26 protein-coding genes and 1 pseudogene are annotated in these 23,425 nt (G+C 56.1%); 6 read left to right on the forward strand and 21 right to left on the reverse strand.

The features are described 5' to 3' along the window. The 7 genes from GRPL_RS16960 to GRPL_RS16930 form a co-directional block, all read right to left on the reverse strand. Complete coding sequence (locus GRPL_RS16960) at positions 1-2,637, reverse strand: fimbrial biogenesis usher protein (protein WP_032698831.1); 2,637 nt, start codon at positions 2,635-2,637, stop codon at positions 1-3. 73 nt (positions 2,638-2,710) lie between these two features. Beyond that, positions 2,711-3,436: a fimbria/pilus periplasmic chaperone gene (locus GRPL_RS16955; protein ID WP_032696874.1), complete on the reverse strand. Its 726-nt coding sequence runs from the start codon at positions 3,434-3,436 to the stop codon at positions 2,711-2,713. Between the two features lie 35 nt (positions 3,437-3,471). Then, on the reverse strand, positions 3,472-4,011 hold the full coding sequence (fimI, locus tag GRPL_RS16950) for a type 1 fimbrial minor subunit FimI (protein WP_032690841.1): 540 nt from the start codon (positions 4,009-4,011) through the stop codon (positions 3,472-3,474). Positions 4,012-4,083: 72 nt separating this feature from the next. Continuing rightward, positions 4,084-4,632 (reverse strand): type 1 fimbrial major subunit FimA, encoded by a 549-nt coding sequence (fimA, locus tag GRPL_RS16945; protein WP_032690842.1) that lies wholly within the window; start codon positions 4,630-4,632, stop codon positions 4,084-4,086. Between the two features lie 495 nt (positions 4,633-5,127). Next, positions 5,128-5,724, reverse strand: a complete 597-nt coding sequence (fimE, locus tag GRPL_RS16940; RefSeq protein ID WP_032690843.1) for a type 1 fimbria switch DNA invertase FimE — start codon at positions 5,722-5,724, stop codon at positions 5,128-5,130. A gap of 537 nt (positions 5,725-6,261) precedes the next feature. Continuing rightward, positions 6,262-6,867: a tyrosine-type DNA invertase gene (locus GRPL_RS16935; protein WP_032698832.1), complete on the reverse strand. Its 606-nt coding sequence runs from the start codon at positions 6,865-6,867 to the stop codon at positions 6,262-6,264. 1,062 nt (positions 6,868-7,929) lie between these two features. Next, positions 7,930-8,541, reverse strand: a complete 612-nt coding sequence (locus GRPL_RS16930; RefSeq protein ID WP_032698833.1) for a LysE family translocator — start codon at positions 8,539-8,541, stop codon at positions 7,930-7,932. 151 nt (positions 8,542-8,692) lie between these two features. On the opposite strand from GRPL_RS16930, the gene GRPL_RS16925 reads away from it, so the two are divergent. Beyond that, entirely contained in the window at positions 8,693-9,166 is a 474-nt protein-coding gene (locus tag GRPL_RS16925; RefSeq protein WP_032696695.1) for an Lrp/AsnC family transcriptional regulator, read from the forward strand. 109 nt (positions 9,167-9,275) lie between these two features. Here GRPL_RS16925 and GRPL_RS16920 read toward each other — a convergent pair whose 3' ends face one another. From GRPL_RS16920 to GRPL_RS16865, 12 genes are all read right to left on the reverse strand, one after another. Then, the gene (locus GRPL_RS16920) at positions 9,276-9,521 is read right to left on the reverse strand and encodes a hypothetical protein (protein ID WP_032696696.1); all 246 of its coding nucleotides are present in this window, start codon (positions 9,519-9,521) and stop codon (positions 9,276-9,278) included. A 218-nt stretch (positions 9,522-9,739) separates the two neighbouring features. Continuing rightward, complete coding sequence (locus GRPL_RS16915; protein ID WP_032696697.1) at positions 9,740-11,008, reverse strand: MFS transporter; 1,269 nt, start codon at positions 11,006-11,008, stop codon at positions 9,740-9,742. Positions 11,009-11,166: 158 nt separating this feature from the next. Continuing rightward, positions 11,167-11,661, reverse strand: coding sequence for a flavin reductase (locus GRPL_RS16910; RefSeq protein WP_032696699.1), 495 nt, complete (start codon positions 11,659-11,661; stop codon positions 11,167-11,169). 11 nt (positions 11,662-11,672) lie between these two features. Next, positions 11,673-12,641 (reverse strand): PDR/VanB family oxidoreductase, encoded by a 969-nt coding sequence (locus GRPL_RS16905; protein WP_032698835.1) that lies wholly within the window; start codon positions 12,639-12,641, stop codon positions 11,673-11,675. Positions 12,642-12,665: 24 nt separating this feature from the next. Next, entirely contained in the window at positions 12,666-13,406 is a 741-nt protein-coding gene (locus GRPL_RS16900) for an SDR family NAD(P)-dependent oxidoreductase (RefSeq protein ID WP_032698836.1), read from the reverse strand. A gap of 7 nt (positions 13,407-13,413) precedes the next feature. Beyond that, positions 13,414-13,893, reverse strand: a complete 480-nt coding sequence (locus GRPL_RS16895; RefSeq protein ID WP_032698837.1) for an aromatic-ring-hydroxylating dioxygenase subunit beta — start codon at positions 13,891-13,893, stop codon at positions 13,414-13,416. Continuing rightward, the gene (locus tag GRPL_RS16890; RefSeq protein WP_032698838.1) at positions 13,890-15,197 is read right to left on the reverse strand and encodes an aromatic ring-hydroxylating oxygenase subunit alpha; all 1,308 of its coding nucleotides are present in this window, start codon (positions 15,195-15,197) and stop codon (positions 13,890-13,892) included. The genes GRPL_RS16895 and GRPL_RS16890 overlap by 4 nt, the downstream gene beginning before the upstream one ends. A gap of 61 nt (positions 15,198-15,258) precedes the next feature. Continuing rightward, complete coding sequence (locus GRPL_RS16885) at positions 15,259-15,786, reverse strand: nuclear transport factor 2 family protein (RefSeq protein WP_032698839.1); 528 nt, start codon at positions 15,784-15,786, stop codon at positions 15,259-15,261. A 3-nt stretch (positions 15,787-15,789) separates the two neighbouring features. Beyond that, complete coding sequence (locus GRPL_RS16880; RefSeq protein ID WP_077267059.1) at positions 15,790-16,134, reverse strand: IacB protein; 345 nt, start codon at positions 16,132-16,134, stop codon at positions 15,790-15,792. A gap of 19 nt (positions 16,135-16,153) precedes the next feature. After that, entirely contained in the window at positions 16,154-17,320 is a 1,167-nt protein-coding gene (locus tag GRPL_RS16875; protein ID WP_032696708.1) for an acyl-CoA dehydrogenase family protein, read from the reverse strand. A gap of 141 nt (positions 17,321-17,461) precedes the next feature. Further along, positions 17,462-18,631, reverse strand: coding sequence for an amidase (locus GRPL_RS16870; protein ID WP_032698840.1), 1,170 nt, complete (start codon positions 18,629-18,631; stop codon positions 17,462-17,464). Between the two features lie 359 nt (positions 18,632-18,990). Beyond that, positions 18,991-19,461 (reverse strand): MarR family winged helix-turn-helix transcriptional regulator, encoded by a 471-nt coding sequence (locus GRPL_RS16865; protein ID WP_032698841.1) that lies wholly within the window; start codon positions 19,459-19,461, stop codon positions 18,991-18,993. Between the two features lie 217 nt (positions 19,462-19,678). On the opposite strand from GRPL_RS16865, the pseudogene GRPL_RS28225 reads away from it, so the two are divergent. Next, positions 19,679-19,786 (forward strand): annotated as a pseudogene (locus GRPL_RS28225) (nickel transporter); the annotation flags it as partial. Here GRPL_RS28225 and GRPL_RS16860 read toward each other — a convergent pair. Beyond that, on the reverse strand, positions 19,786-20,292 hold the full coding sequence (locus GRPL_RS16860; protein ID WP_032698845.1) for a MarR family winged helix-turn-helix transcriptional regulator: 507 nt from the start codon (positions 20,290-20,292) through the stop codon (positions 19,786-19,788). The pseudogene GRPL_RS28225 and the gene GRPL_RS16860 sit on opposite strands and share 1 nt — an antisense overlap. Before the next feature lie 81 nt (positions 20,293-20,373). Here GRPL_RS16860 and GRPL_RS16855 point away from each other — a divergent pair, with 81 nt between their 5' ends. After that, positions 20,374-21,246 (forward strand): EamA family transporter, encoded by an 873-nt coding sequence (locus tag GRPL_RS16855; RefSeq protein ID WP_032690855.1) that lies wholly within the window; start codon positions 20,374-20,376, stop codon positions 21,244-21,246. A 95-nt stretch (positions 21,247-21,341) separates the two neighbouring features. Here the strand turns inward: GRPL_RS16855 and GRPL_RS16850 are convergent, their stop codons facing one another. Then, positions 21,342-21,554, reverse strand: a complete 213-nt coding sequence (locus GRPL_RS16850; RefSeq protein WP_015585822.1) for a YdgH/BhsA/McbA-like domain containing protein — start codon at positions 21,552-21,554, stop codon at positions 21,342-21,344. A gap of 384 nt (positions 21,555-21,938) precedes the next feature. Between GRPL_RS16850 and GRPL_RS16845 the strand changes: the two genes are divergently transcribed. The 3 genes from GRPL_RS16845 to GRPL_RS16835 are packed head-to-tail and all read left to right on the forward strand — an operon-like array spanning position 21,939 to position 23,355. After that, positions 21,939-22,265 carry an antibiotic biosynthesis monooxygenase family protein gene (locus tag GRPL_RS16845; protein ID WP_032690856.1) on the forward strand — a complete coding sequence of 109 codons (327 nt, stop codon included), beginning with the start codon at positions 21,939-21,941 and terminating at the stop codon, positions 22,263-22,265. Beyond that, complete coding sequence (locus GRPL_RS16840) at positions 22,258-22,647, forward strand: amino acid-binding protein (RefSeq protein ID WP_032698846.1); 390 nt, start codon at positions 22,258-22,260, stop codon at positions 22,645-22,647. The genes GRPL_RS16845 and GRPL_RS16840 overlap by 8 nt, the downstream gene beginning before the upstream one ends. A gap of 6 nt (positions 22,648-22,653) precedes the next feature. Further along, positions 22,654-23,355: an ArsR/SmtB family transcription factor gene (locus GRPL_RS16835; RefSeq protein WP_032690858.1), complete on the forward strand. Its 702-nt coding sequence runs from the start codon at positions 22,654-22,656 to the stop codon at positions 23,353-23,355. The last annotated feature ends 70 nt before the right edge of the window (positions 23,356-23,425 follow it).

Raw genomic sequence — 23,425 nt, forward strand, 5'->3', positions numbered from 1 at the left:
TTAGCGACAGACGGCGGACAGCTGGCTCAGCGCCTGCTGCTGGCTCTCTTGCGGCAGCTGATACTCGGCCACGCAGCTGGCATCGGGGCCTTCACCCCATGTCACCTGCACTTTGCCGGCCAGCGGCATACCGCTCAGATAGACCTGCCCGTTATCGGCCACGATACTGCCGCTCTGGTTATTGGCTGAGGTCACCATGGCGCCAAACGGGACCGGCTTGCCATGACGGGTTAGCGTCATCAGCAGCTTCATGCCGACGTGCGCTTTGAAATCTGCGCGCACGATGGCGCCGTGCGTGGGCACCACGCTGACCACCGCATCATCCAGGTCGACGTTGTCCGCCAGCGTGTTGGTGTCCAGCGCCACGCGGTTCTCACGATATTCGGTGGCGTACGGCAACACCGCATAGCCGCGCCAGTCGGTACGTACCCCGGTCTGGTTTTCCACCTTCACGTTGTCGGCGCCCGGGGCTTTAATCAGCACCACCGTATCGTTCAACGGCTGGCTCAAGGTGACGCCGTTGCCATGAGCCAGCACGCCGCCGCTCACGCCGTAGTACAGCTGTTTCAGGCCATCGCTGCGGCTGTAGCCGACGTTGGCGTTACCGTAGCCGCCGCGATAGTTCAGCGCCGCGTATCCGGTGCCGCCGCTCCCACCGTTGCCGCCGCCGGCATAACCGGTCTGCACGCTGTAGCTCAGGTTATTGTCCTCCAGCAGCGTGCCGTACAGCCCGGCCAGGTTGGTCATCCGGCCATCGAGATCGTGCGACATGCTGTAGCTGGCGCTGGCGTGGCGCCAGACTGATTTGCTGTCTGAGCGCAGCCAGTGGCTGAACGGAATGTTGACGTTGACCGCCAGCATCTGGTCGCGCCCCTGCTGCCAGGCGTTTTTGGTCAGGCTGTAGCTCAGCGTCCAGTTGATATCGTCCACCGCGGCGTTCAGCCCGGCCTGCAGCTGCTGGTCCGCTTTGCCGGTTGACCAGTAGGTCTGATGGCTGCCGCTCAGGTAGAGCGTGGCGGTGCGTCCCAGCTGCTGGGTGACGCTGACCTGCACCTTGCCGCGTTTGCTGTAGGCGAGGTTGTAGTAGTCGGTAAATTTGGGCTTCACCTGGATAACGCCGTCCTGGGTCTCGACGTCGTAGCCGCTCATCCGGCTATAGGTGGTATCGGCAAAGCTGTAATAGCCCCGCGTGGAGTAGCGGTAGCCGACCAGCTGAATATTGGTGCCGACTTCGTTAAGCGATTTGTTATAGAGAAAACGCAGCGACTGCCCCTGATGCTTGCTGTCGTCAGGTAGCGTGGCGTTTGCCTGGGTCACGTCCAGCGATACGGCGCCGAACTCGCCCATGTTTTTGCCGACGCCGAGGTTAAAGGCACGGTAGCGGTCGGCAAGCTGGGAGCCGCCGTACAGCGTCCAGCCCGCCGCCAGGCCATGCAGCAGCGTCCCCTGGAAGAATTTCGGCTTCTCCTGCTGGTCGTTGCCGCTGCGATATTCCCCCGCCGTCAGGGCGAAGCGCGAATGGCCCTCACGCTGCAGCACCGGCACCGTTGACCACGGCACGGTAAAGACCTGGCGGGTGCCGTCGGTCTCTTTGATGGTGACCTGCAGATCGCCGCCGTTACCGGCGGCATAGAGATCGTCGATCGTAAACGGTCCCGGCGGCACCGTACTTTGATAGATCTCATAGCCGTTTTGCTTGATCGAGACCTGCGCCGTGCCACGGGCAATTCCGTGGATCACCGGAGCAAACCCCTTCTGACTATCCGGCAGCATATTGTCGTCAGAGGCCAACTGGGCCCCGCGGAAGTTGATGCCATCGAACACGTCGCCGTTGGTATAGCTGTCGCCGAGCGTCAGGCGCGAGCGTAGGGGGACAATATCCCTCTCCAGCCAGCTGTTGACGTGCTGCCACTTATTCTCGTTGCTCGATGAACTGCCGCCGCTGCTGTAGCTCCAGGTGGTGTTATCGCGCAGGCGCCAGGCGCCGAGGTTGAGGCCGCTTTGCAGATTCAAATAGGCATAGTTGCTGCTGCCGCCGATATCGTTATGGACATTGTTGCCGGTAAAGTTGTAGTTCAGCAGCCCGGCGGTGATGCCGTCATCCCACAGTTCGGGCGGGATATATCCGCGCGCACGATTGCCCATAAAAGCCTGCGGCACGGTGAGGTACAGGCGCTGTTGGCCGACGTCGAAACGGCTGGTCGACTCTTTGATCATCTCCGCCATCGGCACGCAGGCATCGGCCGCGAGGGCATTCATACCGGCCACGGCGGCGGTATTGACGCCCATGCTGGCCAACTGGCCGCGGGTCAGGCAGGGGGCCAGGCCGTGGTGGTTCTCTCCGCTCTTAAAGGTGACATCGCGGGTGGTCATAAAGCCGTTATTCAGGTAGATATCGACGCGATAGGTGCCCGGCGGCACCTCTTGACCCTTTTCGAAACTCGACAGATCTGCCACCGCGGCAGGATCATCGGCGAGGAAACGCGGGTTAAAGTAAAGTTCCGCCTGCGCGGAAAAGGCCTGCATGGCAAGCAAAAGGGCCAAAGGGAACCGGGCAAATACGCGAGCCGATCCCGACGCGCGGCGCCGCGCATGCCGGGCACCCAGGCGGTCCGATCCATATTTCAGATGTGACATAGTCCCTCCGGTCCGAAGTCGCCCGGCTGTCAGTTCTTTTTATATTTCAGGGGATAACGCTATTTCCCCGTGGTTATTGCAGTACGCCCTTCATCCGTGGGGTCAGTGCGCCGTAGTCGTTAATCGTCCGGTAGGTGATGTCGCGTCCGGCGTCGGACGGGATTTTGACCGAGGCTTCCCCCATCGGTGGGACCAGCGCATTTTCCAGCACCCGGGTGCCGGCATTGAGTTCGGTCACCGTCAGGTAGTAGGGCGTGGGATTGATCAGCGTCAGCGTGTTGGCACTACGGCGAAACGTCAGCTTCTCCGCCGCCTGATCCGGCGACAGCGCGAGTTTCCCCGGGCGGTAGTAGAGCTTGATGCGGCTGATAATCGCCAGCTGCAGCGTGTTATCGCTAAGCTTTGATTTATCCATCGAGGGGATGGCCTTCACGTTCATCCAGAACAAACTTTCTCGATCCTGCGGCAGCTTGTCGTTGGTCGCATCGATTATGCGCAGCGTATTCTCTTTTTTGCCCTGCATAGCGAACAGCGGTGGGGTTATCACAAAGCGCCCGTCTTTTTGACCGTCGGCGTTTTCGACCCACGACTGAATCAGATAGGTGCTGTTGTCGTCATTGTTGGTCACCGCCAGCTGAACCTGTTTTTGTCCGGCGGGATAAATAACTCGGGTGGCTCCCAGCGCCACGCCCGCTTCGGCACGCGCAGCGAAACCGGCGGTCGCTATCATCAATAAGCCCGCCAGTAAGCAGCGTGTCATCCCCAGTGTTTTTCTCACGTTTTCCCCTTTTATACTCACCGTTATGTCCTGCATCCGGTATGCCTGCTGGTTAATTACTGATAGGTCAGAGAGAACCAGGCCTGAGCATTTGCGGCTCCGCCGGTAACCTGATGTCCGGTCGCCCGATATTTAGCGACAAAATGGAGCGTGGTGGGGCCGGTATACAGTCGTGACCAGGCGCCCGCTGGGCTGTTGAGCGGAATCAGGCGATCTTCTTTGTCGAACAGCGCGACGCCGATACCGGTTGCGATGCCGGGGCCTTCGCCAACCGAGAGCACGTCCGGATTTTTGCCATCGGCGACGCCATGAAAGGCGACACCAACCCGTTGACTGACGGCGGTGCTGCAATCCTGGAGATGAATATCGAAAGGAACAGGGTCAGTATCTTCCCCTGGCGAATGAAACCGATTGCTGCTGATCTGTCCCATGTTGACCGTCAACTGCTGGTCTCCTGCTTCAACGCGGCAGGATTCGGCAATAATGACGCCCTGAAAGCGCATATTTCCGCCGGGTAACGTCACATTCCAGTGGTTTCCGGCCAGCGCGAGCGGCGACAGTAAAAAAAACAGCAGGCCAGATTTCATTCCTTGCATCGTTATCACCCCAGTCCTGTTGTGGATAACGGGCCATCCTGGCCCGAGCTGCGTCCTTGCGTGATGAGTGAATTATTCGTATTGCACTTTGAAGGTCGCGTCGGCGTTAGCGGTACCTGCTGTTGCCGCGCCAGTCGCGTAGTAGCGAGCCTGGAAAGGAATGATGTTGGTGCCGTCGTTCAGCGTGGTTGCTGCACCGAAGGTTGCACCATCCAGCGCCAGCGGAGTCCCGGTGCTGTCGAGGATCTGTACGCCGACGTTCGTCGCGCCACCGGCCGCAGAGTTCTGCAGTGCCAGAACGGTGGTGTTGGTGCTGTCTACGGCAGTACCGGAGAAGGCAACGGAAGCTTTGGTTGCGACGGTAGTATCGCAATCATCCAGCTGGATGTTAAAACCGACCGCAGAGCTGGTGCTGCCTGCAGTAGCGAGTTTGGCTGAACGAACCTGGCCCAGTTGAACGGTCTGATCGATAGAGCCAGCATCAACGGCACAGGCCGCGTTGACCACTTCCCCTTTAAAATGCACTGTGCCGCCATTAACCGTGGTGGTGTCAGCCAGGGCCGCCGCGGAACTCAGAGACAGGGCTGACAGAACAACGATAGCCAGTGTTTTGATTTTCATGCTGTTTTCCTTTAAACAATGTCGATATTACGAACCGAAATTGGCAGTCGTCGTGCCTTCCAGGCATTCCATATATCAGCCGAATGGTTCGACTGCCGGCTCTGCGCAGTTTTCGCCCAACTGATGAGTCAATTGGGGCCATTTTGACTCATTGAGATAAATGACTTATTTTTTGGTTTTTTGAGATTTTTGTTGGTGTATTGGTCTGTTTTATTGGTTTTTGTTGGGTTTATTGTCTGGTTTTTTGTTTTGAAGAAGGGCGGTCATCGGGCGAGGTCAGGGCGGATGAGATGACGGGTAAGCGGAAAGGATGAAGAGATAAGTAAAGTTTCTTAATGGTAAAATGTGATAATAATCAATCAGATGAATTTAATTTGTGAGAATATATGTACTTGCCGGTTGCAAAAGTTTGCAAAACATTTTTATGATATAAACAGTTTGGCCCCAATTGACTTGTTCATTTTTAAATTTATCCTTATTTATCAAATGAATATGTCATTTCTTTGTGCCGTGAGAATTTTCTTCAAGCAGGTTATTTCTTTCCCACAATCCCGCGAAACGCGCGGCATTGCTGGCGGTATAACGCACTGTATGCCGAATATTGCGATGACCCAGATAATCCTGAATTAAACGTGTATCTGTGCCTCTTTCCGCAAGTTCATAGCCGCAGGCATGGCGCAGCATATGCGGGTGAGTATGGGTGGCGGTTCCGGCCTCTTCGCCGGCGCTACGAATAATCCGATAGGCCTGCTGGCGGGAAAGCTGAGTGCCCCGGAGGGAAATAAAAATCGCATTGGTTTTTTGTGCCGCCTTCCAGCCGGCGCGAACCTGGGTCCAGCGCGCAATGGCTTCCAGCTCGTCGAATCGCAGCGGGTGGATGGTCGAAAATCCATTCTTCAACCGACGGACGTTGATGCGACCCTCATTGAGGTCAAGATCGCGATAGTGCAGATCGAGCAGTTCGCTGATGCGCATCCCGTGACGAAAGGCCAGCAGGATAAGACAATAATCCCGCTCTCCGGTTGGACCCTGCCGTGCCGCCTGCATCATTGCCTGAACTTCTTTGGCGGTAAGAAAACGACGTCGATTCACAATACAATGCTCCTGAAATTAATTTGCACAAAGACAGCGCCCTGAAGCAATTATCAGGACGGTTAAAAAATAATCCGCAGTGTTAAAGGCGTATTATATGAAGGCACAGATACAGTTCATTCTTCACGTTGCCATGATGTTGGCGCTGCAAAAATAGATGGTCACATTACATTTACACATAGTTAAAATATAGCTACACGACAATTCTTATTTTTATAGATTTTATGGCATATCACAATAGCGGCATCAAGGCTTCTCGCCAGGTACATCAAATCACAGGGAAAAAAGTTAATGAAGAGATGGCTTTGGACGGAAAATATAATGCTGAATGGTTTAACCAAACAATAAATAACGAATTGAAATCCTGAATATTTACAAGGATATCAGCAGGAAACGTATTATGAATGAAGTAAGAACTTGTGGGAACAATAATCGTAACTAACGCATGGTTAATATTTATTAATGTGTTCAGCGACAGCTGGTCATTTTCACGCCATCGCGAGTATCAGGCGTCAACTCCTTTTGACGCCCGGACCGTCATTGCAAAATGCTGTGACGCTGCTTCTCTTTTGCATTGTCCCAGATGCCGTAAAAACGCCCGGCATTGCTCGCGGTATACCAGACGGTATGGCGGATATTTCGGTGGCCAAGGTAGTCCTGAATAAGGCGGGTATCGATACCCATATTCGCCAGCGCAAATCCGCATGAATGGCGAAGCATATGGGGATGAATTTCAATCGTTAATCCGGCGGTGTCTCCGGAGGAGGATATAATCTGGTAAAACTGTTGGCGGGAAAGAGGATTACCTTTGCGCGATAAAAACAGCCATTCACTGTCGGCATGCGGATAGGCTTTTCGAATATCCAGCCAGTTTTTCAATGCCTGTATTTCTTTATTGAGTAAAGGATGAGTAGTGGAAAAACCTTTTTTAAGACGATGGATGTAAATACACTTAGAACGTAAATCAATATCAGAGATTTGCAGGCGACAAATTTCACTGGCGCGAAATCCATGAATAAAACAGAGTAAGGTCAGGCAATAGTTTCGGGCAGCATGTGCCCCGGTGTTCGCTGCTTTAAGAAGCGACTCAATCTCATTCTGAGTAAGGAAGTTCCTTTTTTTGATATCGGCATTATTCTTCATTATATTCCCTTTTAATTGCAGGCGTGCATTACGAACTATTCGTTGTCGTCAGGCCAGTATTGTTGTCCGATTGAACATCTTTTCGCTTATATTTCGCCATCGCGCCAGGTGCTTTTAAAACGTGTAACGTACTCCAGCTTGTATCAAGCTGAACCGGGTCATCAGAAGGCAGGTATTTAGTTGAATCATGAAGTATCTCCATGCTCTGGAACCAATGACTTCATGTAATGCAATGAATTAAATCTATTTTTGTTAAACAATGACGCTGTTCCTGGGGGGGAGCATGTCCCGATCATCCTTCATTCCTCCTGGTTGCGCACGCCGGGGATACAGGGGCGCAGGGCATCGCTCTGGCGCTAGCCCAACGGATATCGACATCCTGATACATGCCGCGCTGCCATGAGCTATCACGATTGGCGGATCTCTCAGCAGCCGGGAATGGATAAATCATCTCCGGGTTCTCCCTTGTCGCCTCAGCGCAGGTTGAATGATTTTTGTGTCTGGTCTGGTAATAATTAAATGCCCGTTAACCGCTGCCATTCCTCACAAAAGTGAATTCGGCTCTGGCCTGGTGAATATTCCGCGAAGCACTTCGCAGAACGCGAAGAACGATATACTCGCCTGGGTAGCATTCACCGCATCACTACAACAGCGATTAAACCATACTGCAAAATTATGTTTGAGAATAGTAATAATAAGCCCGGAGACACCAGCGTCCCCTCACCACGGGGCTTAATTTCGGCACAGGGCCGGAGGGCGATTTCGTAAGCGTAGCGCGCTGAAAATGGCGGAGGTCAGGGGTTTACTGGAGTTATTTAACGCCTTTTGCTTGAGGGTTTTGGCTATCTTGTTGTTTGTTAAGCCGGTGTTTTGGGGGGTTATGAGGATTACTGGAGTTATCTGGAGTCTTTCCCCGGTATCTGAGGGAAACGATGTTTTCCACGGCGAATAGATTCAAATCCTTGCCGCGAAATATTCAGACAGAGCGATGGCCCCCTGTCGAGAGGGCACAAATAACTTAAACCGGCGTGAATCTATTTTGTTCATCCGACGTCGGCGGCGTTATTTCAGCTGGCTGCAGAATAGCAGGATGGCTATCGCCACCATCATCGCTCCGGAGGTCATGCTGACTCTTCTTGCCACCTCTGGCCGGTGGGTTAATAGCCTTTTTGACCCGTAGCCAACCAGGAAATAGATCAGTGTACAGGTCAACAGGTGAATGCTTCCCAGGGCCGACATTTGCAGCGCAACCGGCCAGCGACCTGCAGGATCGGTAAATTGTGGCAACAGGGCGAGGAATAAGAGAAAGACTTTTGGATTCAGCCCGCTAATACATAACCCTTTTAGCGCCCAACGGTTCCAGCTTCCGGCCTGCTGTGTTGCGGCGCCAGGCGTGGCGGGGTGACGCAAAATCGCGATCCCCAGCCACAGCAGATAGGCTGCGCCCAGCAGAGTGATCAGCGACAGCACCAGCGGGTGGCCGGTGACGGCTACGCCGATCCCGGCGATCACGATAATGGCCGCCAGCAGATGCCCGGACATCAGCCCGATCACCGCAGGAAGCACCCGTTGTCCGTGGATGCCGGCGCTAATGGTATAGGCCCAGTCGGCACCGGGGGTGATGATCAGCAGGAAGGAGACAACCCAGAACCCGGCGATAAAACTCATCTCCATGACCGGCTCTCTCCACCGTGTTTCAAGGTATTGCGCATAACGATCTCCCGTCCGTATCCGTGTGCTGTAGAGGAAAAGAATATCGGGATTTCCGGGAAATAAGTTTTCAATGTTATGCTTAAAACCCCCTGTTTAAGAGAAAATCTTCCAAATGGATAGCATAGATCGAAAAATTATTGCTGAGCTGCAATCCGATGGTCGTCTGTCGATTACCGAGCTGGCTGAACGGGTCAATTTGAGCCTCTCTCCCTGTCATCGACGGCTGCGGGCGTTAGAGCAGGATGGGGTTATTACCGGCTATCGGGCCAACCTCGATCCCCTGAAAATGGGCTTTAATTTCCTGGCCATCGTGTTTGCGACCTTAAAAGAGGGTGATAAAAAAGCGGTGAGCGCGTTTGAAGAGGCGGTTGAAGAGATCCCCCAGATCGTGCTGGCTCAGCGGCTGTTTGGCGATCCGGACTATCTGATGCACGTGGTCACCCGGGATCTCCCGGCGTTTCAAAAACTCTATGATGACAAGCTCTCGGCGATGCCCGGCGTGCAGCATTTGCGATCGACGCTGGTGATGAAAACCGTGGTCCAGGATCGCCCCTTTCCCCTGGAAAGCTTAAACCTGACGCGTTGATCCGCCCGCAGGCAGGCTGGCATTGCTGATAAGGGGGGAGGCGTTGCGCTGAATCTCAAGGGCAGGGGAAGGCGGGCGCGGTAACCACGCCTGCCCGTTCGCGCTTAACTTACCATTTTTCGTCGCGCGCATCCTGGCGGCCATCGCGGCGGTTATCGCGTTTATCCTGGCGGCAGCTGGCGTTGCTTTGATTGTTATCTCTGACGCACTGCTGTTTGGCATCGCGTCCGCCCTGGCGTGAATCCTGGCGGATGTCGCGTGAGTCCTGACGGTTATCACTGCGGTAAGTCGCCTGAGCCGAGAGGGTCGGCAGCAACAGCGCTGCGGTAACCAGAGTGAGAATGAGTTTTTTCATAAATATTGCCTTTCTGATAAACCAAACATACTGATATATGAATAATAATTAGGCGTTATTGTGGCGTGGATAGATTTTTTATCTCTCGGCAATAAGTGCCTGTTTATCCATTGTTTTGTTTAAAATTAAATTTATCAGAGCGGCGACAGGCGTTAGCCTCAGCCGGCGGTTCGGGTTGCCGGATCAGCGCGCATCCCTGCGGACCGAACCGCGGATGTTTACAGCGCCGGCTGCTGTTGGCGCGGCGTCGCGGGCTGACGAATACTGAACAGCGCCACCAGGGCCAGCAATGCAAAGGCCAGCAGCATCAGCGCCACGGGGACGTAGCTGTCCCATTTCATTAAAAATGCGACCGCCAGCATCGGACTTATCCCGCCGGAGATAACGGCGCCAATCTCGTGGCCCAGCGCCAGACCGGTATAACGGACTTCTACCGGAAACAGTTCCACCATCATGCACGGCTGGGCGGCGATCATCGCCCCGTGACACACCGGCAGCGCCAGCAGCATCGCCAGCAAAATCGCCGGGAAGCTATGCATGTGTAGCAGCCAGAAGAACGGGAAGGCGACCAGCGCCATGCCCGTCACGCCAATATAGTAGAGCGTTTTCCTGCCGATACGGTCCGACAGCCAGCCCCAGCCGAGAATCGTGGCGATCTCCACCGTCATGGCAATGGTCACGGCGGCGATCACCTGACTGGTCTCAATGCCGATATGTTTGCAATAGACCACGGAAAAGGTGAAAAAGATGTAGACCGCGCCGTTTTCCGCCAGCCGCAGACCAATGGCCTGCAAGATCGCTTTCGGGTGATGTTTAAAGGCGCTGAGCACCGGCAGCTGTATCTCCGTGGACTCATTTTTTCGGGCGACAAACTCGGCATTTTCCTCAATGTTGCGCCGGATATAGACGCCGACCAGAAAGATAAACAGGCTCAGCAGGAAAGGGATGCGCCACGCCCAGGCCAGCACATCGTCCTGCGGCAGCAGTTGCACCAGATAAAAAGCCAGCGAAGAGAGTACAAATCCGCCGGACACCCCCACCTGGCTCCAGGCGGTGTAGTAGCCTTTTTGCTGCGCCGGGGCATTCTCACTCAGCATCAGGACGCCGCCGCCCCATTCGCCGCCGGAGGCGACGCCCTGGATAAAACGCAAGGTAATCAGGGCGATCGGCGCCAGAATACCGATGTGTTCATAGGTTGGCAGCAGACCAATCAGAAAGGTACTGGCGCCCATTAACGTCAGGGTGATGATCAGGGTCATTTTACGGCTGTATTTATCCCCGAGATGACCAAAGGCGATGCCGCCCAGCGGCCTGGCGATAAAGCCGATGGCAAAACCGGAAAAGGCCAGAAAGGCCCCGAGCAGCGGATCATCGGTTGCCGGAAAGAACAGGGGACCGAAGACCAGCGCCGCCGCCGTGCCGTAAAGGAAAAAGTCATACCATTCCAGGGAGTTACCCAGAAAAGAGCCGATAATCAATTTGCGCATTGATTGGGGAGTGCTCACCGGCGTATCGCTTGCAGTTCCAGACATCACATCTACTCCAGTACAGGTGAAAAGAGGGCGCCGACGAGCTGGCGCCATGATGCAACCCGAAGCTTATGGGGCGGCATTATGCGATAGGGTATTTTTCGTCAGGGTGAACCTTAGCGGTACGGCTGCGCGCTAAGGGTATGGAACTGGCGATTGAACCACACCAGCCCGTCGCCGGCCTGGTGATGACGAATCTGTCTGACCTCGCAATAAAACACGCTGTGACTGCCCACTTCATGGCTGGTGGATAGGGTGCAGTCGACGCTGGCGACGGCAGTAGCCAGCACCGGCGAACCGGTTTCCAGCGTCAGCCACTGCTCGTGTAAAAAACGCTCTTCCGAACGCAGCTGGCTATTGGCGAAGATAGCGGACAGGTTTTGATGCTGACCAGAGAGCACGTTGACGCACAGCACGCCGTTCTCTTTAAATTTGGCATGGGCGAAAGAAGAACGGTTCATACAGACCAGCAGCGTGGGGGGGGAATCGGTGACGCTGCATACGGCGGAGGCGGTAAAGCCAAAGCGGCCTGCCGGGCCATCGGTGGTGATAATGGTGATGGCGCTGCCCAGCTGTGCCATGGCGTTACGGAAATCAGATGTCAGGTTCATAGCAGTATCCGTTATTTCAGTTTGACGTATTCGAAGCTTTCGATAACCAGCCGGGGCGTTTTGGCCCGCGAACAGCACAGCAGAATCTGGTCGTTATCTTCGCGTTCTTCATCGGTTAAATACTCATCGCGGTGATCCGGCACGCCGCTGCACACATTGGCGAGACAGGTTCCGCAGACCCCCTGTTCGCAGGAGACTTTGACCTTGATCCCCGCTTTCTGCAGCGCGGCGACAATGGTTTCGTCCTCCCCGACGGTAACGGTGACGCCCAGCCCGGGGACATCGACGGTAAAGCTGGCGCCGCCGGTTTCCACTTCCCGGTTAAAAAACTCCTGATGCAGTCGTTCGGGCGGATAACCGCAGCCGCGCGCCGCATCGGCGATATCGTCCATAAACCCTTCCGGGCCGCAGACGTAAACGTGAGCGGCGGAGTGGTGCGGGGCCAGCACCTCGTGAGGACGGATTTTTTGCCCTTCCTCGCTGATGTGCAGATGGACGCGGTCGCTAAAAGGGCAATCCGCCAGCTCGTGCAAAAAGGCCATCCCGTCGCGGCGCCGCCCGCAATAATGGATAGCGAAAGATTTTCCGGCGCGGAACAGCGTATCCGCCATCGCCAGCATCGGCGTAATCCCGATCCCGCCGCCAATCAGCAGGCTGTGGCTGGCATCCATCTCAAGCGCAAACAGATTGCGCGGCGGGCCGATGGTCACCGTGGCGCCGACCTGGAGCCGATGTGCCGCCAGCGATCCCCCGCGCGATGTCCGATCCTTGAGAATGCCCAGGCGATACTGCTGCGGGTGATGAGGGCTGCCGCACAGTGAATACTGGCGGACGATCTCCTCCCCGAGATAGAGATCGATATGCGCCCCGGCGCTAAATGGCGGCAGGGGCGCGCCGTCCAGCGAGGTCAGGGTCAGGACCACCACATCGGTGCCCTGGATTTCGCGTTCTGCGACGCGTACGGTCAATGTTTCAGCCATCTTTCTTCTCCACCCTGACAGGGCTTAACGCATATAGATGCCGCCGTTGATATCCCAGGTCGCCCCGGTGATAAAGGTGGCGGACGGATCGGCCAGGAGTTCTACCGCGCGGGCGACCAGCAGCGGATCGCCCAGGCGTTTCATCGGGATCATTTCCAGCAGCGCCGGCATTTTTTCTTCCGGCACCGCCGCATGAACGGACGGTAAATCGAGCGGGCCGGGGGCAATGGCGTTGACGCTGACCCCGGCGGCGCTCAGCGCGCGGGCAAACACTTTCGTCAGCGTCAGGATGCCGCCTTTCGAGGCCGCATAATGGGCGCCGGAGGCGGTGCCACCGTTTTGTCCCGCCAGCGAGGCGAGATTGATAATGTTGCCCTGTCGGCGTTGACTAAAATAACGGCCGACAATCTGACAGCCGAGAAAGGTGCCCCGCAGATTGGTGCTGGTGACGCGATCGAACTCCTCAACGGAGATCTCCATGATCGGCGTGGTCAGCGTGAGCGCCGCGTTGTTAACCAGCACATCCAGCCCGCCAAATCGTTCGTCGATCCACGCCAGCGCAGCGTGAAAGTGTTCGGGTTCGCGGATATCCAGCGCCAGGGGCAGCAGGCGCTGCCCCTCGGCATCGATCTGCCGGGCGCCCTCGCCCGCGGCGTCGATGGCGATATCCGCCATCGCCACCTGATAACCCAGCTGCCACAGATGGCGGCTAATCGTCAGCCCGAGGCCGCTGCCGGCGCCGGTTATGAGTACGGTTCTTGTCATTGCAGCCTCACAGGATGTAGCCAATGCTATGCAGATAATCGTCGCCGTTAATCAGCCGGATGACCTTCTGCGCGATAAGAAAGCGCTCGCCCTGCGGCACCAGGGTGTAGCTCAGGTCGGCGACGTAATGGTGTTCTTTGCCTTTGCGGTACTCATACAGAAACTGGGCGCAGCGGATCTCGACACGCTGGTCGCTGGCCTCGATCAGGCGGTGGCGGCCGGTCATGCGGATGGTACGTGCGCGGGGTGTCGTCGAGATCGACTCGCCGCTGTACAGACGATGGACGCGCTTCTCGCGCATGGCCTGGTTGTCATAGGCGTAATTCAGCGCGTTGGCGAAATCGGTCGTCTGCCGATCGACAGGAATGATGTACATTCCCTGCGGCTGCCACAGCGCCAGCCACTCACGGAATTCGCCCTGGTCGAGCAGGTCCGCCTCCTGATTAATAAAGTGAATGGCGGCGGTTAAGGTCCGTTGTGCGCTCATTTTTGCCCCCGGTTTTCTGCGGTCATGTACTTTTTCCACTGCTGATAGGCGGCACGCATGCCGGTTTCGGCGCTGACGTCGCTGCGCAGCCCATCGGCGGTGCGCGTCTCTCCAGGCAGGCCGCGATTGAGCATGATCCACAGATCGTTGCCCGCGCCGCCGCCGCGCTGGACGCGCTCCCAGGCTTCAGAATCATCCGGCGTGCCAAAGCCCATTGGCCCCTGGAAGTGTTCATGCATCCGCAGTCGCGCCTGGTTGGCAATCGCCGGGCCATCTTTCATCGTCAGCACCACGTGGTGGATTTCGGTCTCTTGCACCGAGACGGGTTGCAGCACGCGAAAGAACGCCATCGAGCAGGCAACGTTGGGGAACAGGTTCAGGTTGAAGCCGCTGCCGCCCACTGCGCGGACGATGCGACGCACCTGCTGCTCTTCGTGGCCCTCTTCGCGCAGCGCCTGAGCCAGTTCAAGGAAGCGATCCGGCACCGGCGCATCGAGATTCTCTTCAAGGTCAATCAGTTCCGGGATCATCACCATTACGCTGTGGCCGTTCCCGAGGTCTTCGACAAAACCTTTGCCGTCAACGAAGTTGAGCATCTCTTCCGTCTGCTTATCGACGGAGCTCAGGAAGGACTTATGTACGACGGGAAAGTGATAGCCATCGGTGGTATTTTCCAGCTGAATCTTCCAGTTGCCGGGGAAGCGGAAGCGGTGGGCGGTGGTGGCCTGCAGCGGGTAGCCGGCCCCTTGTTTCATAAACAGATCCATCCACTTCATGGCCGGTCCGAGGAAATCGGTCAGCGGTTCCATCTGTCGGTTGAAGGTGGCGAAAATCATCCCCGCGTAGCTTTCGCTGCGTAGGCGCACCATGCCGAGCTGCTCTTTCTCCAGGGTATCGCCGTAGCTTTCCGGATGCGGTACGCCGCGCAGGGCGCCGTCGAGACCGTAACCCCAGCCGTGATACGGGCAGACAAAGCTGTTGGTTTTGCCGCTGCGGTGTTCGCAGACGGTGGCGGCGCGGTGGCGACAGCGGTTCAGCAGGACGTTGATATTGCCTTTGCGATCGCGTACCACGATGACCGGCTGCGTTCCGACCATGGAGGACTTAAAGCTGCCCGCGTCGGGGACTTCACTTTCGTGCCCGACCCAGACCCAGGTCTGGTTAAAAATCTTCTCAATCTCCAGGGCGAAAATGTCGCCGGAGGTGTATAGCGAGGTATGAACCCGGTCGGACTGAACCAGGGCGCCTAGCGTGGCGGCGTCGTAGCCGCTCTCAATATTTTTTACCGGAATACATTCAGACATTGCTTAATCTCCTGAGTCTCGGTGATGCTTCAGTGGGCAGATGTATCGGCTGCGCGCTGAATCATTCCGGGGACCGCGTAGCGTCGGGTACGGGTAAATCCACCGGCGAGTGCCAGTAATCCACCGGGCGACTCAATAAGTTACGGGTGGTGAAATGGTCTATGAGCCAGCGTTCGCCTGCTTTTTTAAAGCGAATCACCAACTCTGCGCTGTTGAGATGCGACCCTCCGGCGCGAAAGGTGGAAACCTGCAACATTTTCCAGCGCCCAATGGCCTCATTCTCCGCACCAATATCAATATGTTCGGACGTTAAATAATGAACGTTGATGGCAAAGTGTGCGGGCTCGCTAATATAACGAGCCATCATTTGGGCAATGTTTTTTCGCCCGGAATAACGCCCCAGTTTGTTTTGGTATAAACTGCCGAGGCCTTCCCAGATAGCATCTTCACAAAATAAGTTCGCAATTTCCTGAGCGATATCCGGATAAGATAAATCGTCACATAAATGCATATATTGACTCATCAGGTTGCGAATTTGATTGGCCGCTTCGAGTTTATCCAGACGCTGCAGACACTTTTCCAGATTCATGAGTTACGCCTGAATAATTAATTCGCGCCCGGTTCGGGCTTCAACTTTGCAATATTTCCACAACCGGTCTGGCCCCGGGCCGACCTGAATGCTGCGGAACAGATTGCAGGCGGCGGTGACGGCGTCAAAATCATGCGCATCGGCGAGGACGTAGGTGGTCCACGGCCAGCCGGTAGACGGCCCGACCATCACCCGATCGTCATCCATATTGCCGATCACCTGAATACCGTCAGTGTGTTCGATACCTTTCATCATCTCGCCAAACGCGGCCCAGACCTGTTTGCCGACCTCCGGGGTGGCATCGAAAAAGTTTTGATTTACGCCAATACAAAACAGAACGCGGATCATCGTCATACTCCTTAAAGGGTTATAAATAGCCGGGCAGCGGCGGGTGGCCGAAGAACATATTTCCGGCGTTGATATAGGTCAGTTCGCCCATAAAGGCGTGCTGAGTGATGACCATGGTGTCGCGGGCGTAGCGCTGGAGCGGGCTGCGCATGGTAATACCGGGCATTCCGGCCAGCCTGAGCGCGCGGGTGGTCACCGATGAAGAGACGCGGGTCACGTGCGTCGATGACAGGCGCAGGGCGTTGATCATCCCTGCATCGGGCTCATCGCCGCGTAAAATGACCTGCCAGACATCGTCGATGGCATCGTAAAACCAGCAGCGGGCCGAGCGCAGCTCCGCTTCACAGTGGGCAATATCCATCTGCGCAAACTGGCGATCGGCCAGACAGGGGGCGCCGGTGACCGAACTCTGACGTTCGGCGATGGTATAGATTTCGGACAGCGCGGCGCGGGCGATGCCCAGCGCCACCACCGAGAGTACCTGCGTCGCCAGCGACAGCACCGGGTAGCGGTAGAGGGCGCCGTCGAGATTGAGTTCGCCGCCGCGAATAAAGGTCCACTCCTCGGGGACAAACGCCTCCTTGAGCACCACATCATGACTGCCGGTCCCCGCCAGACCGACGGTATTCCACACCGGATCGATGGTGAAGCGACCGGCGGGGAGGACCGCGATACGCGGCAGCGGGCGAGCGGAGCCGTCGTCAGGCAGAATGCCGACGCCAATCAGTTCGGCGCCGGTACAGCCGCTGGCGAAGCTCCAGCGCCCGCTGACCTGAAAACCGCCGTCCTGAGCGATGGCTTTCTGCGGGGGAAAAATAGCGCCGGCAAACACCACGTCCGGGCCGTGGCGATAGATCTCATCCAGCGTACTGAGCGGCAGGCCGCCGAGGTAGAAGGGGTTCATGCCAAAGCTGGCGACCCATCCGGCGGAACCGTCGGCGGTGGCGATGGTCTCAATCAACTGACAGAACTCGGCAGGCGAGATTTCATCGCCGCCATATTGCGCGGGCACCAGCGCACGATAAACTCCAGCCTGTTTAAAATGCGAAATAATATCGTCAGAGATATAGCGTTGTTGTTCGAATTCCTCGCTGCGCTTTTTTAATTCGCCGAGCAATGCGCTGAATTCACTATTACTGGCGTACGGGGTCTTTTCCGCACGCAGAGTTGCAGATGGGTTTAACATGCGGCTGTGCCTCTTCCAGTTAAATAGAATAAATATTTATCTCCGTCATATTGCTGATTGCCGGTGCGCGGGCGATATTTATTTCACTTAGCCATGGAGTGGCCGCGGCACGGTAAAGCAGATTATTCAGGATGTATTATTTTATTTGCTCTGCGAGTCTGACGGGTATTGCAGTTTTGCCATCAGAGATTCAGCAAAACAGAGTAATTCATATTCTTTATTTTTCCCGGCAACTATTTGCAGGGCGACCGGCCGCTGGTTTAACTCGCCAACGGGAAGCGTCAGCGCCGGATGACCGCTTAAATTGAACGGACGCACCAGCCGGGTCAGGTTCACTACATTGAGTGGATTCGCCGCCTCTTCCAGCGTCGGCGGGCAGGCCGGCAGCGTCGGCAGTAAAAGAAACGGCGTGCGGGCGAGTTGCGCATCGACAGCCTCGGTAAAGGTCTGACGAATGCGCTCTGCCGCCTGGCGCTGGTGCGGACTGATTTCCGCGCCGGCACGCAGGCGCACGGCGACATCTTCGGCCAGTTCGGGCTTCTCAGCGAGAGACTGAAACGCCTGCCAGTTCTCCTGGGAGATGATCGTCAGCCCTGCCTGATGCGCCTCGGCGAATGCCGGCAGCGTCGCGTCTGCGGGAAAAATTCCCGCCTGCGCCAGACGGGCGCGAATCAGCTGTTCAATGTCCGCCGTGGCGTGGCCGAAGAGAAAGGCCGTGGCCGTCTGGCACGCGCTGACGGCCGGGGTGATTTCGCCTGGGAGCCGCGCCAGCACCTGCCGTAACGTGGTGACATCGCGACTGAAAAATCCCACGCAGTCCAGCGAACTGTCGGTCGGCATCACCCCTTGACGGCTCACTCGCCCCCAGGTCGGCTTCAGGCCGACGATGCCGCAGCAGGCGGCAGGCATCCGCACGGAACCCCCGGTATCGGTGCCAATCGCAAAATCAACCTCTCCGGCGGCCACCACGGTTGCCGAACCGCTCGACGAACCGCCGGGAATCAGCGCCGGGTAGCGCGGGTTGATCGGCGTTCCGCTCCAGGCGTTGATCCCGGTCACGCCAAAGGCCAGCTCATGGAGCGTCGTTTTCCCTCGCAGCTGACAACCGCTATCGAGCAGCTGTTGAATCACCGCCGCATGCGCCGTCGCCTCCGGGGCATCTTGCAGCACCGGGCTGCCGGCTCGAGTGGGATAGCCGGCGATATCGAGAGTATCTTTGGCAGCAAACGTCAGCGCGCCGCTACCCAGCGTAAAGCGCGAGATAAACCCGGAACGGGCGGATGTCATGCCTGCACGATGTTCATTAGCCATGGTTCACTTTTCCGTTTAACGATGACGAGTGAAGGACGAATGTATAAAAAACAGACTGAATTGAATCTGAGATAATCTTGTCATTAAAACTTGAAACTTCAAGTAATTTGTAACGTATTTTTCACATCATTTTTGGCTATAAGAACATTTTATAAACAAATAAAAAATTTTAATTTATTGATTTTTATATATATTTTCAGTGTCTATATTTTAATCTCTTGAGGGGGCTCACAAAATAAACCGCAAAATATAAGTTAAAAAAATGATAAAAAAGCGTGCGAAAAACGAAGGGTAGGGGGAGAAAACGCTAATAGCCTTTTATTTAAAAAGGCTATTAGCGTGCCTGCGGAAGAGGGCGATCAGTCATTGAGGTTGTGCAGCAGCAGGGAGAGAACGTGGTTCATTTTCTTTTCTTGCGCGGGGGTAATGCCCTTAAATGCCCGGGCGAACACTTTTTGACTCAGTACTTTGGCCTCGGCGACCTTTGCCTGGCCTGCGGGGGTGAGTTCCGCTTCCGTGACCCGACCATCGCTGGCGCTGACGTGGGTCGTCAGCAGCCCATCTTCACGCAGGCGCCCCACGATTTTGGTGACGGTGGGCATTTTACTGACGGCGTATTCGGTGATGCGGGAGATACTGGCTCTGTGGTACTGATGGACCAGCATCAATACCCGGAAGCGGGAAAGATCGATGTCGATTTTTTTTAATTCGATTTCCATCAGCTGCGTATACTTTGCATAAACATTGACCACCCAGAAGAAGGGGAACTCTTCTTTATGAAAGCGGCTCTCGTGGCTGTCTGGTTGCGCTGATGCGTTATTATGTTCCACAAGCCTCTCCTTGCCCGACGACGGTAGAATGGGCAGATGGTATGCGTATTTGACGGGCATTGCAAAATGCAATCTACGGACAATATAGCAGGCTGGCGGCGCCGCTCACCGCTACCGCCAGGCGGAAATTCAGATTCATTTAATGGTAAAAATGATGACAACTCGCACGCTACCCGCGTGAACGAGCGATCGGCCCGTTTGCCTGAAATGGCTGCTGGCGGCGGTAAAAATTGCCGGCGGCGTCCTTCTGATTCTCTTTGCCTGCCTGCTGTTTCTGACCGTCAACCCGATGAGCGCCAACGGCGATTATATTGCTGCCGGTTGTCAGGGCTCTTCCAGCAGGCGCATAAAGACCTTCAGCGCCCGATCCAGCTGCTGGCGCTGCTCCGTGGAGAGTCCGGCCAGCAGCTGGCGTTCGTTTTCCACGTGGCTTTCCACAGCCTCATCGATCCGCTCGCGCCCCGCCTCGGTGAGGGCGACCAGCAGGCTCCGCGCATCGTCAGGGGCCGGTAAACGGGTAATAAAGCCGCGTTTTTCCAGCGCCTTAAGCCGATGCGTCATGGTGCCAGAGGTGATCATCAACGTAGAGAAAAGCTGGGTCGGGGAGAGGATAAACGGCGAGCCTGCCCGACGAAGGGTGGCCAGCATGTCAAACTCCCAGCGCACCAGATCGTGACGGATAAAGGCGGACTCTACGCGCGGCTCCAGCAGCAGAGCGCAGCGCTTCAGGCGCCCGATGGGGCCCATCGGGCTGCAGTCCAGATCCGGGCGCTCCCGTTTCCACTGTTCAAGAATACGATCGACGGCGTCAGCCTGAGATGATTTGTCCAATTGTGCCCACTTATCTTGATATCAAGACATCTGTCGTTACATACTTTGGCGACTAATTTACCTTGATGTGAAGATAAAATCATGACCTTTTTCTCACGCTCTCCCGTTATTGATTTGCTGTTGACCGCCCTGGCTCCGGCCATCTGGGGGACGACCTACATTGTCACCTCCCAGTTTTTACCCCCGGACAGACCTTTTATTGCCGCGCTGCTACGGGTGCTGCCCGCAGGGATTGCGCTGCTTATCTGGTGCCGCCGTTTTCCTCTGCGCAATGAGTGGTGGAAGCTTATTGCTACCGGGATCCTCAATATTGGCGCTTTTCAGGCGCTGCTGTTTATTGCCGCTTACCGGTTACCTGGGGGGCTGGCGGCAGTGATTGGGGCAATTCAGCCGCTGCTGGTCATGATGCTGGCGTGGTGTGTCGACAGGCAGCGCTCGCCGTGGGTGGCGGTGCTCTCGGCAGTCACTGGCATTATCGGCATGGCGCTGCTGCTGCTGTCGCCGCATACGGTGTTGGATCCGCTGGGGATCATGGCGGCGTTTGCAGGCGCGGTCAGCATGGCGCTGGGGACCTGGCTGTCTCGCCGCTGGGCGATTTCGCTACCGGTGGTGGCGCTGACCGGCTGGCAATTGCTGATTGGCGGCGTGGTACTGGCTCCCGTTGCATGGCTGGTGGATCCGCCGCTACAGGGGGTGACGTTGACCCAGGCGGTTGGCTATCTGTGGCTCTGCGTGGCCGGTGCGATGCTGGCCTATGGGCTGTGGTTCCGCGGGATTAGCCGTCTCCCATCGGTCGCTGTCTCAGCACTCAGCCTGCTGAGTCCGGTGACGGCAGTGCTTCTGGGCTGGATCTTTCTTGGACAGAAGATAGAAGGGGGGGCGCTGGTGGGGTTAATCGTGGTGTTGCTGAGCGTACTGTCAATACAGCGCGCATTAACAAAAAAAGCCCCATAAAGGGGCCCGACATTGCAGCATGGTTATCGTGAAGCGGGAGCGAAACGAGCCGCCGTAAGGCGGCCTGTCCGGCAGCTCCCTCTGCAACCATTCTCTTATTTGGACAGCTCAGCGGTCATATGAACCTGGTTACCGGTATAGGCTTCGGTAATGTGGTAAGACGCGCCTTGATCTTTAGCGATGGTCGCAATTTTAGCTTCTGCGCTATCCAGGGTATCAGCCGTTACGCTGACCGGGTGCTGAGCGAAGCTGGCGAAAGAAACCAGAGAGAGCATACCGGCAGCGGCAAGTAATTTTACGTTTTTCATGGTGTTTTTCCTTTTAACTTTTTAGGTGGAAAGCGTTGTGCTTTCGATGGGTTTATAATAAGCCTGCTAACTATAACCAGCGTTGCAAAAAGTGCGATTTAGATCACACTTTTATGGCAGTAAGATGACGGATCTTTAAGGGTGTCTTTATTTTTTAATTAAAAAACAATGCGTTGATCGTTTTCTTGCGACCCTCATGAATTAAAAAAATATGGCTATTGCCATGCGTTTTTTTGAAAACCGTCGCAACGGACTGCCTGAGTGAAGGCGTGGGCGGGCCTTTTGCCCTGTTTTTGCGCAGGGCATACTTCGTTTAGCGGCGAAGTATCGGGCTTTATGGATACGATAAAGTGGCGTCACTGTTGATTGAGGAAGGACGACACGATGATTGCGGTACTCTTTGAAGCCGATGTCACCCCGGCAAAACAGGCCCGTTACCTGGCGCTGGCGGCGGAGCTGAAGCCGTTGCTTGCTACGCTCGACGGCTTTATTAGCATTGAACGTTTTCAAAGCCTGACCACGCCGGGCAAGATCCTGTCCCTGTCCTGGTGGCGCGATGAAGAGGCGGTGCGGGCCTGGAAAAACAATCTCTGCCATCAGGCGGCCCAGGAGGAGGGCAAGGCGACTATTTTTGCCTCTTACCAGATTCGCATTGTGCAGGTCATTCGCGCCTGGGGTTCAGAAATGCAGGAGGGGCACGGCGATGTATGATATTCATGTCATTCTGCCAAATCGTCCTGGCCAGTTGTCGCGATTAGGCCAAACGCTGGGGAAACATGGCGTGGGGCTTGAAGGAGGCGGGATTTTCACCGTCGGCAATCAATGCCACGCCCATTTTCTGGTCGCTGAAGGGGAGCGGGCCAGAACGGTGCTGGAGCAGGCGGGGATCCCGGTAGCGGGCGTCTACCTGCCGCTTATTCGCAGATTAAAACAGGAACAGCCCGGCGAGCTGGGCGCAATAGCTCACGCGCTGGCCGAACGCGGGGTGAATATCCTGACCCAGTACAGCGATCATGCTAACCGCCTGATTCTGGTGACCGATAACTTTCCACTGGCGCAGGAAGCCACGCGTTCCTGGGCCACCACCTTGTGAGGCGTTATGCTAAAACCCGCTCATGTTATTGAGGATGATGAGTCGTTGGCCGTGGCCATCACCGCGCTGGCGTCCGCCATGGCCGATGCTTCACGGGTGAAAATGCTCTGTGCATTAATGGACGGGCGCGCGTGGACCGCGACCGAGCTGGCGACGGTGGCCGAGGTCTCGGCCTCAACTGCCAGCGCCCATCTCAGCCGTCTGGTCAGCTCCCATTTGCTGGTTTGTCTGGCGCAGGGACGGCATCGCTATTACCGGCTGGCGAGTGCCGATGTTGCCGGACTGCTGGAAAATATGATGGCGATGGCCGGAAAAAGCGCCATCGTGCTGACCACCCGGACCCCGGTGGGTCTGCGTACGGCGCGAACCTGCTACGATCACCTTGCCGGTGAAGTGGCGGTGGCGATTTATGCTTTTCTCTTGCGTGAGGCGTGGATTGTACCGGACGGTAGCGCGCTGACGGCGAGCGGCGAGGCGCAGTTTGCCCGTTTGGGCATTACCTTGCCGGCCGGGAACCGGCGCAGGGTATGCTGCGCCTGTCTGGACTGGAGCGAGCGGCGTTTCCATCCCGGCGGTGCCGTCGGGGCCGCATTGTTAGAGCATGGTCAGCGCAAAGGCTGGTTCACTCTGACGCCGGGATTTCGTGAAGTGAGTATCACCCGAACAGGCAGGCTCGCGCTGCGCCAGCACTTTCATCTGCAGCTGTAGCAGGCAGCTACACGTCAGATAGCAGGGGGAAATTTTTTAACCGGTTTATGTTATTTCAGCAACCCGCCTC

The sequence above is a fragment of the Klebsiella planticola ATCC 33531 genome, from assembly GCF_000735435.1.
Classification (GTDB): Bacteria; Pseudomonadota; Gammaproteobacteria; order Enterobacterales; family Enterobacteriaceae; genus Klebsiella; species Klebsiella planticola.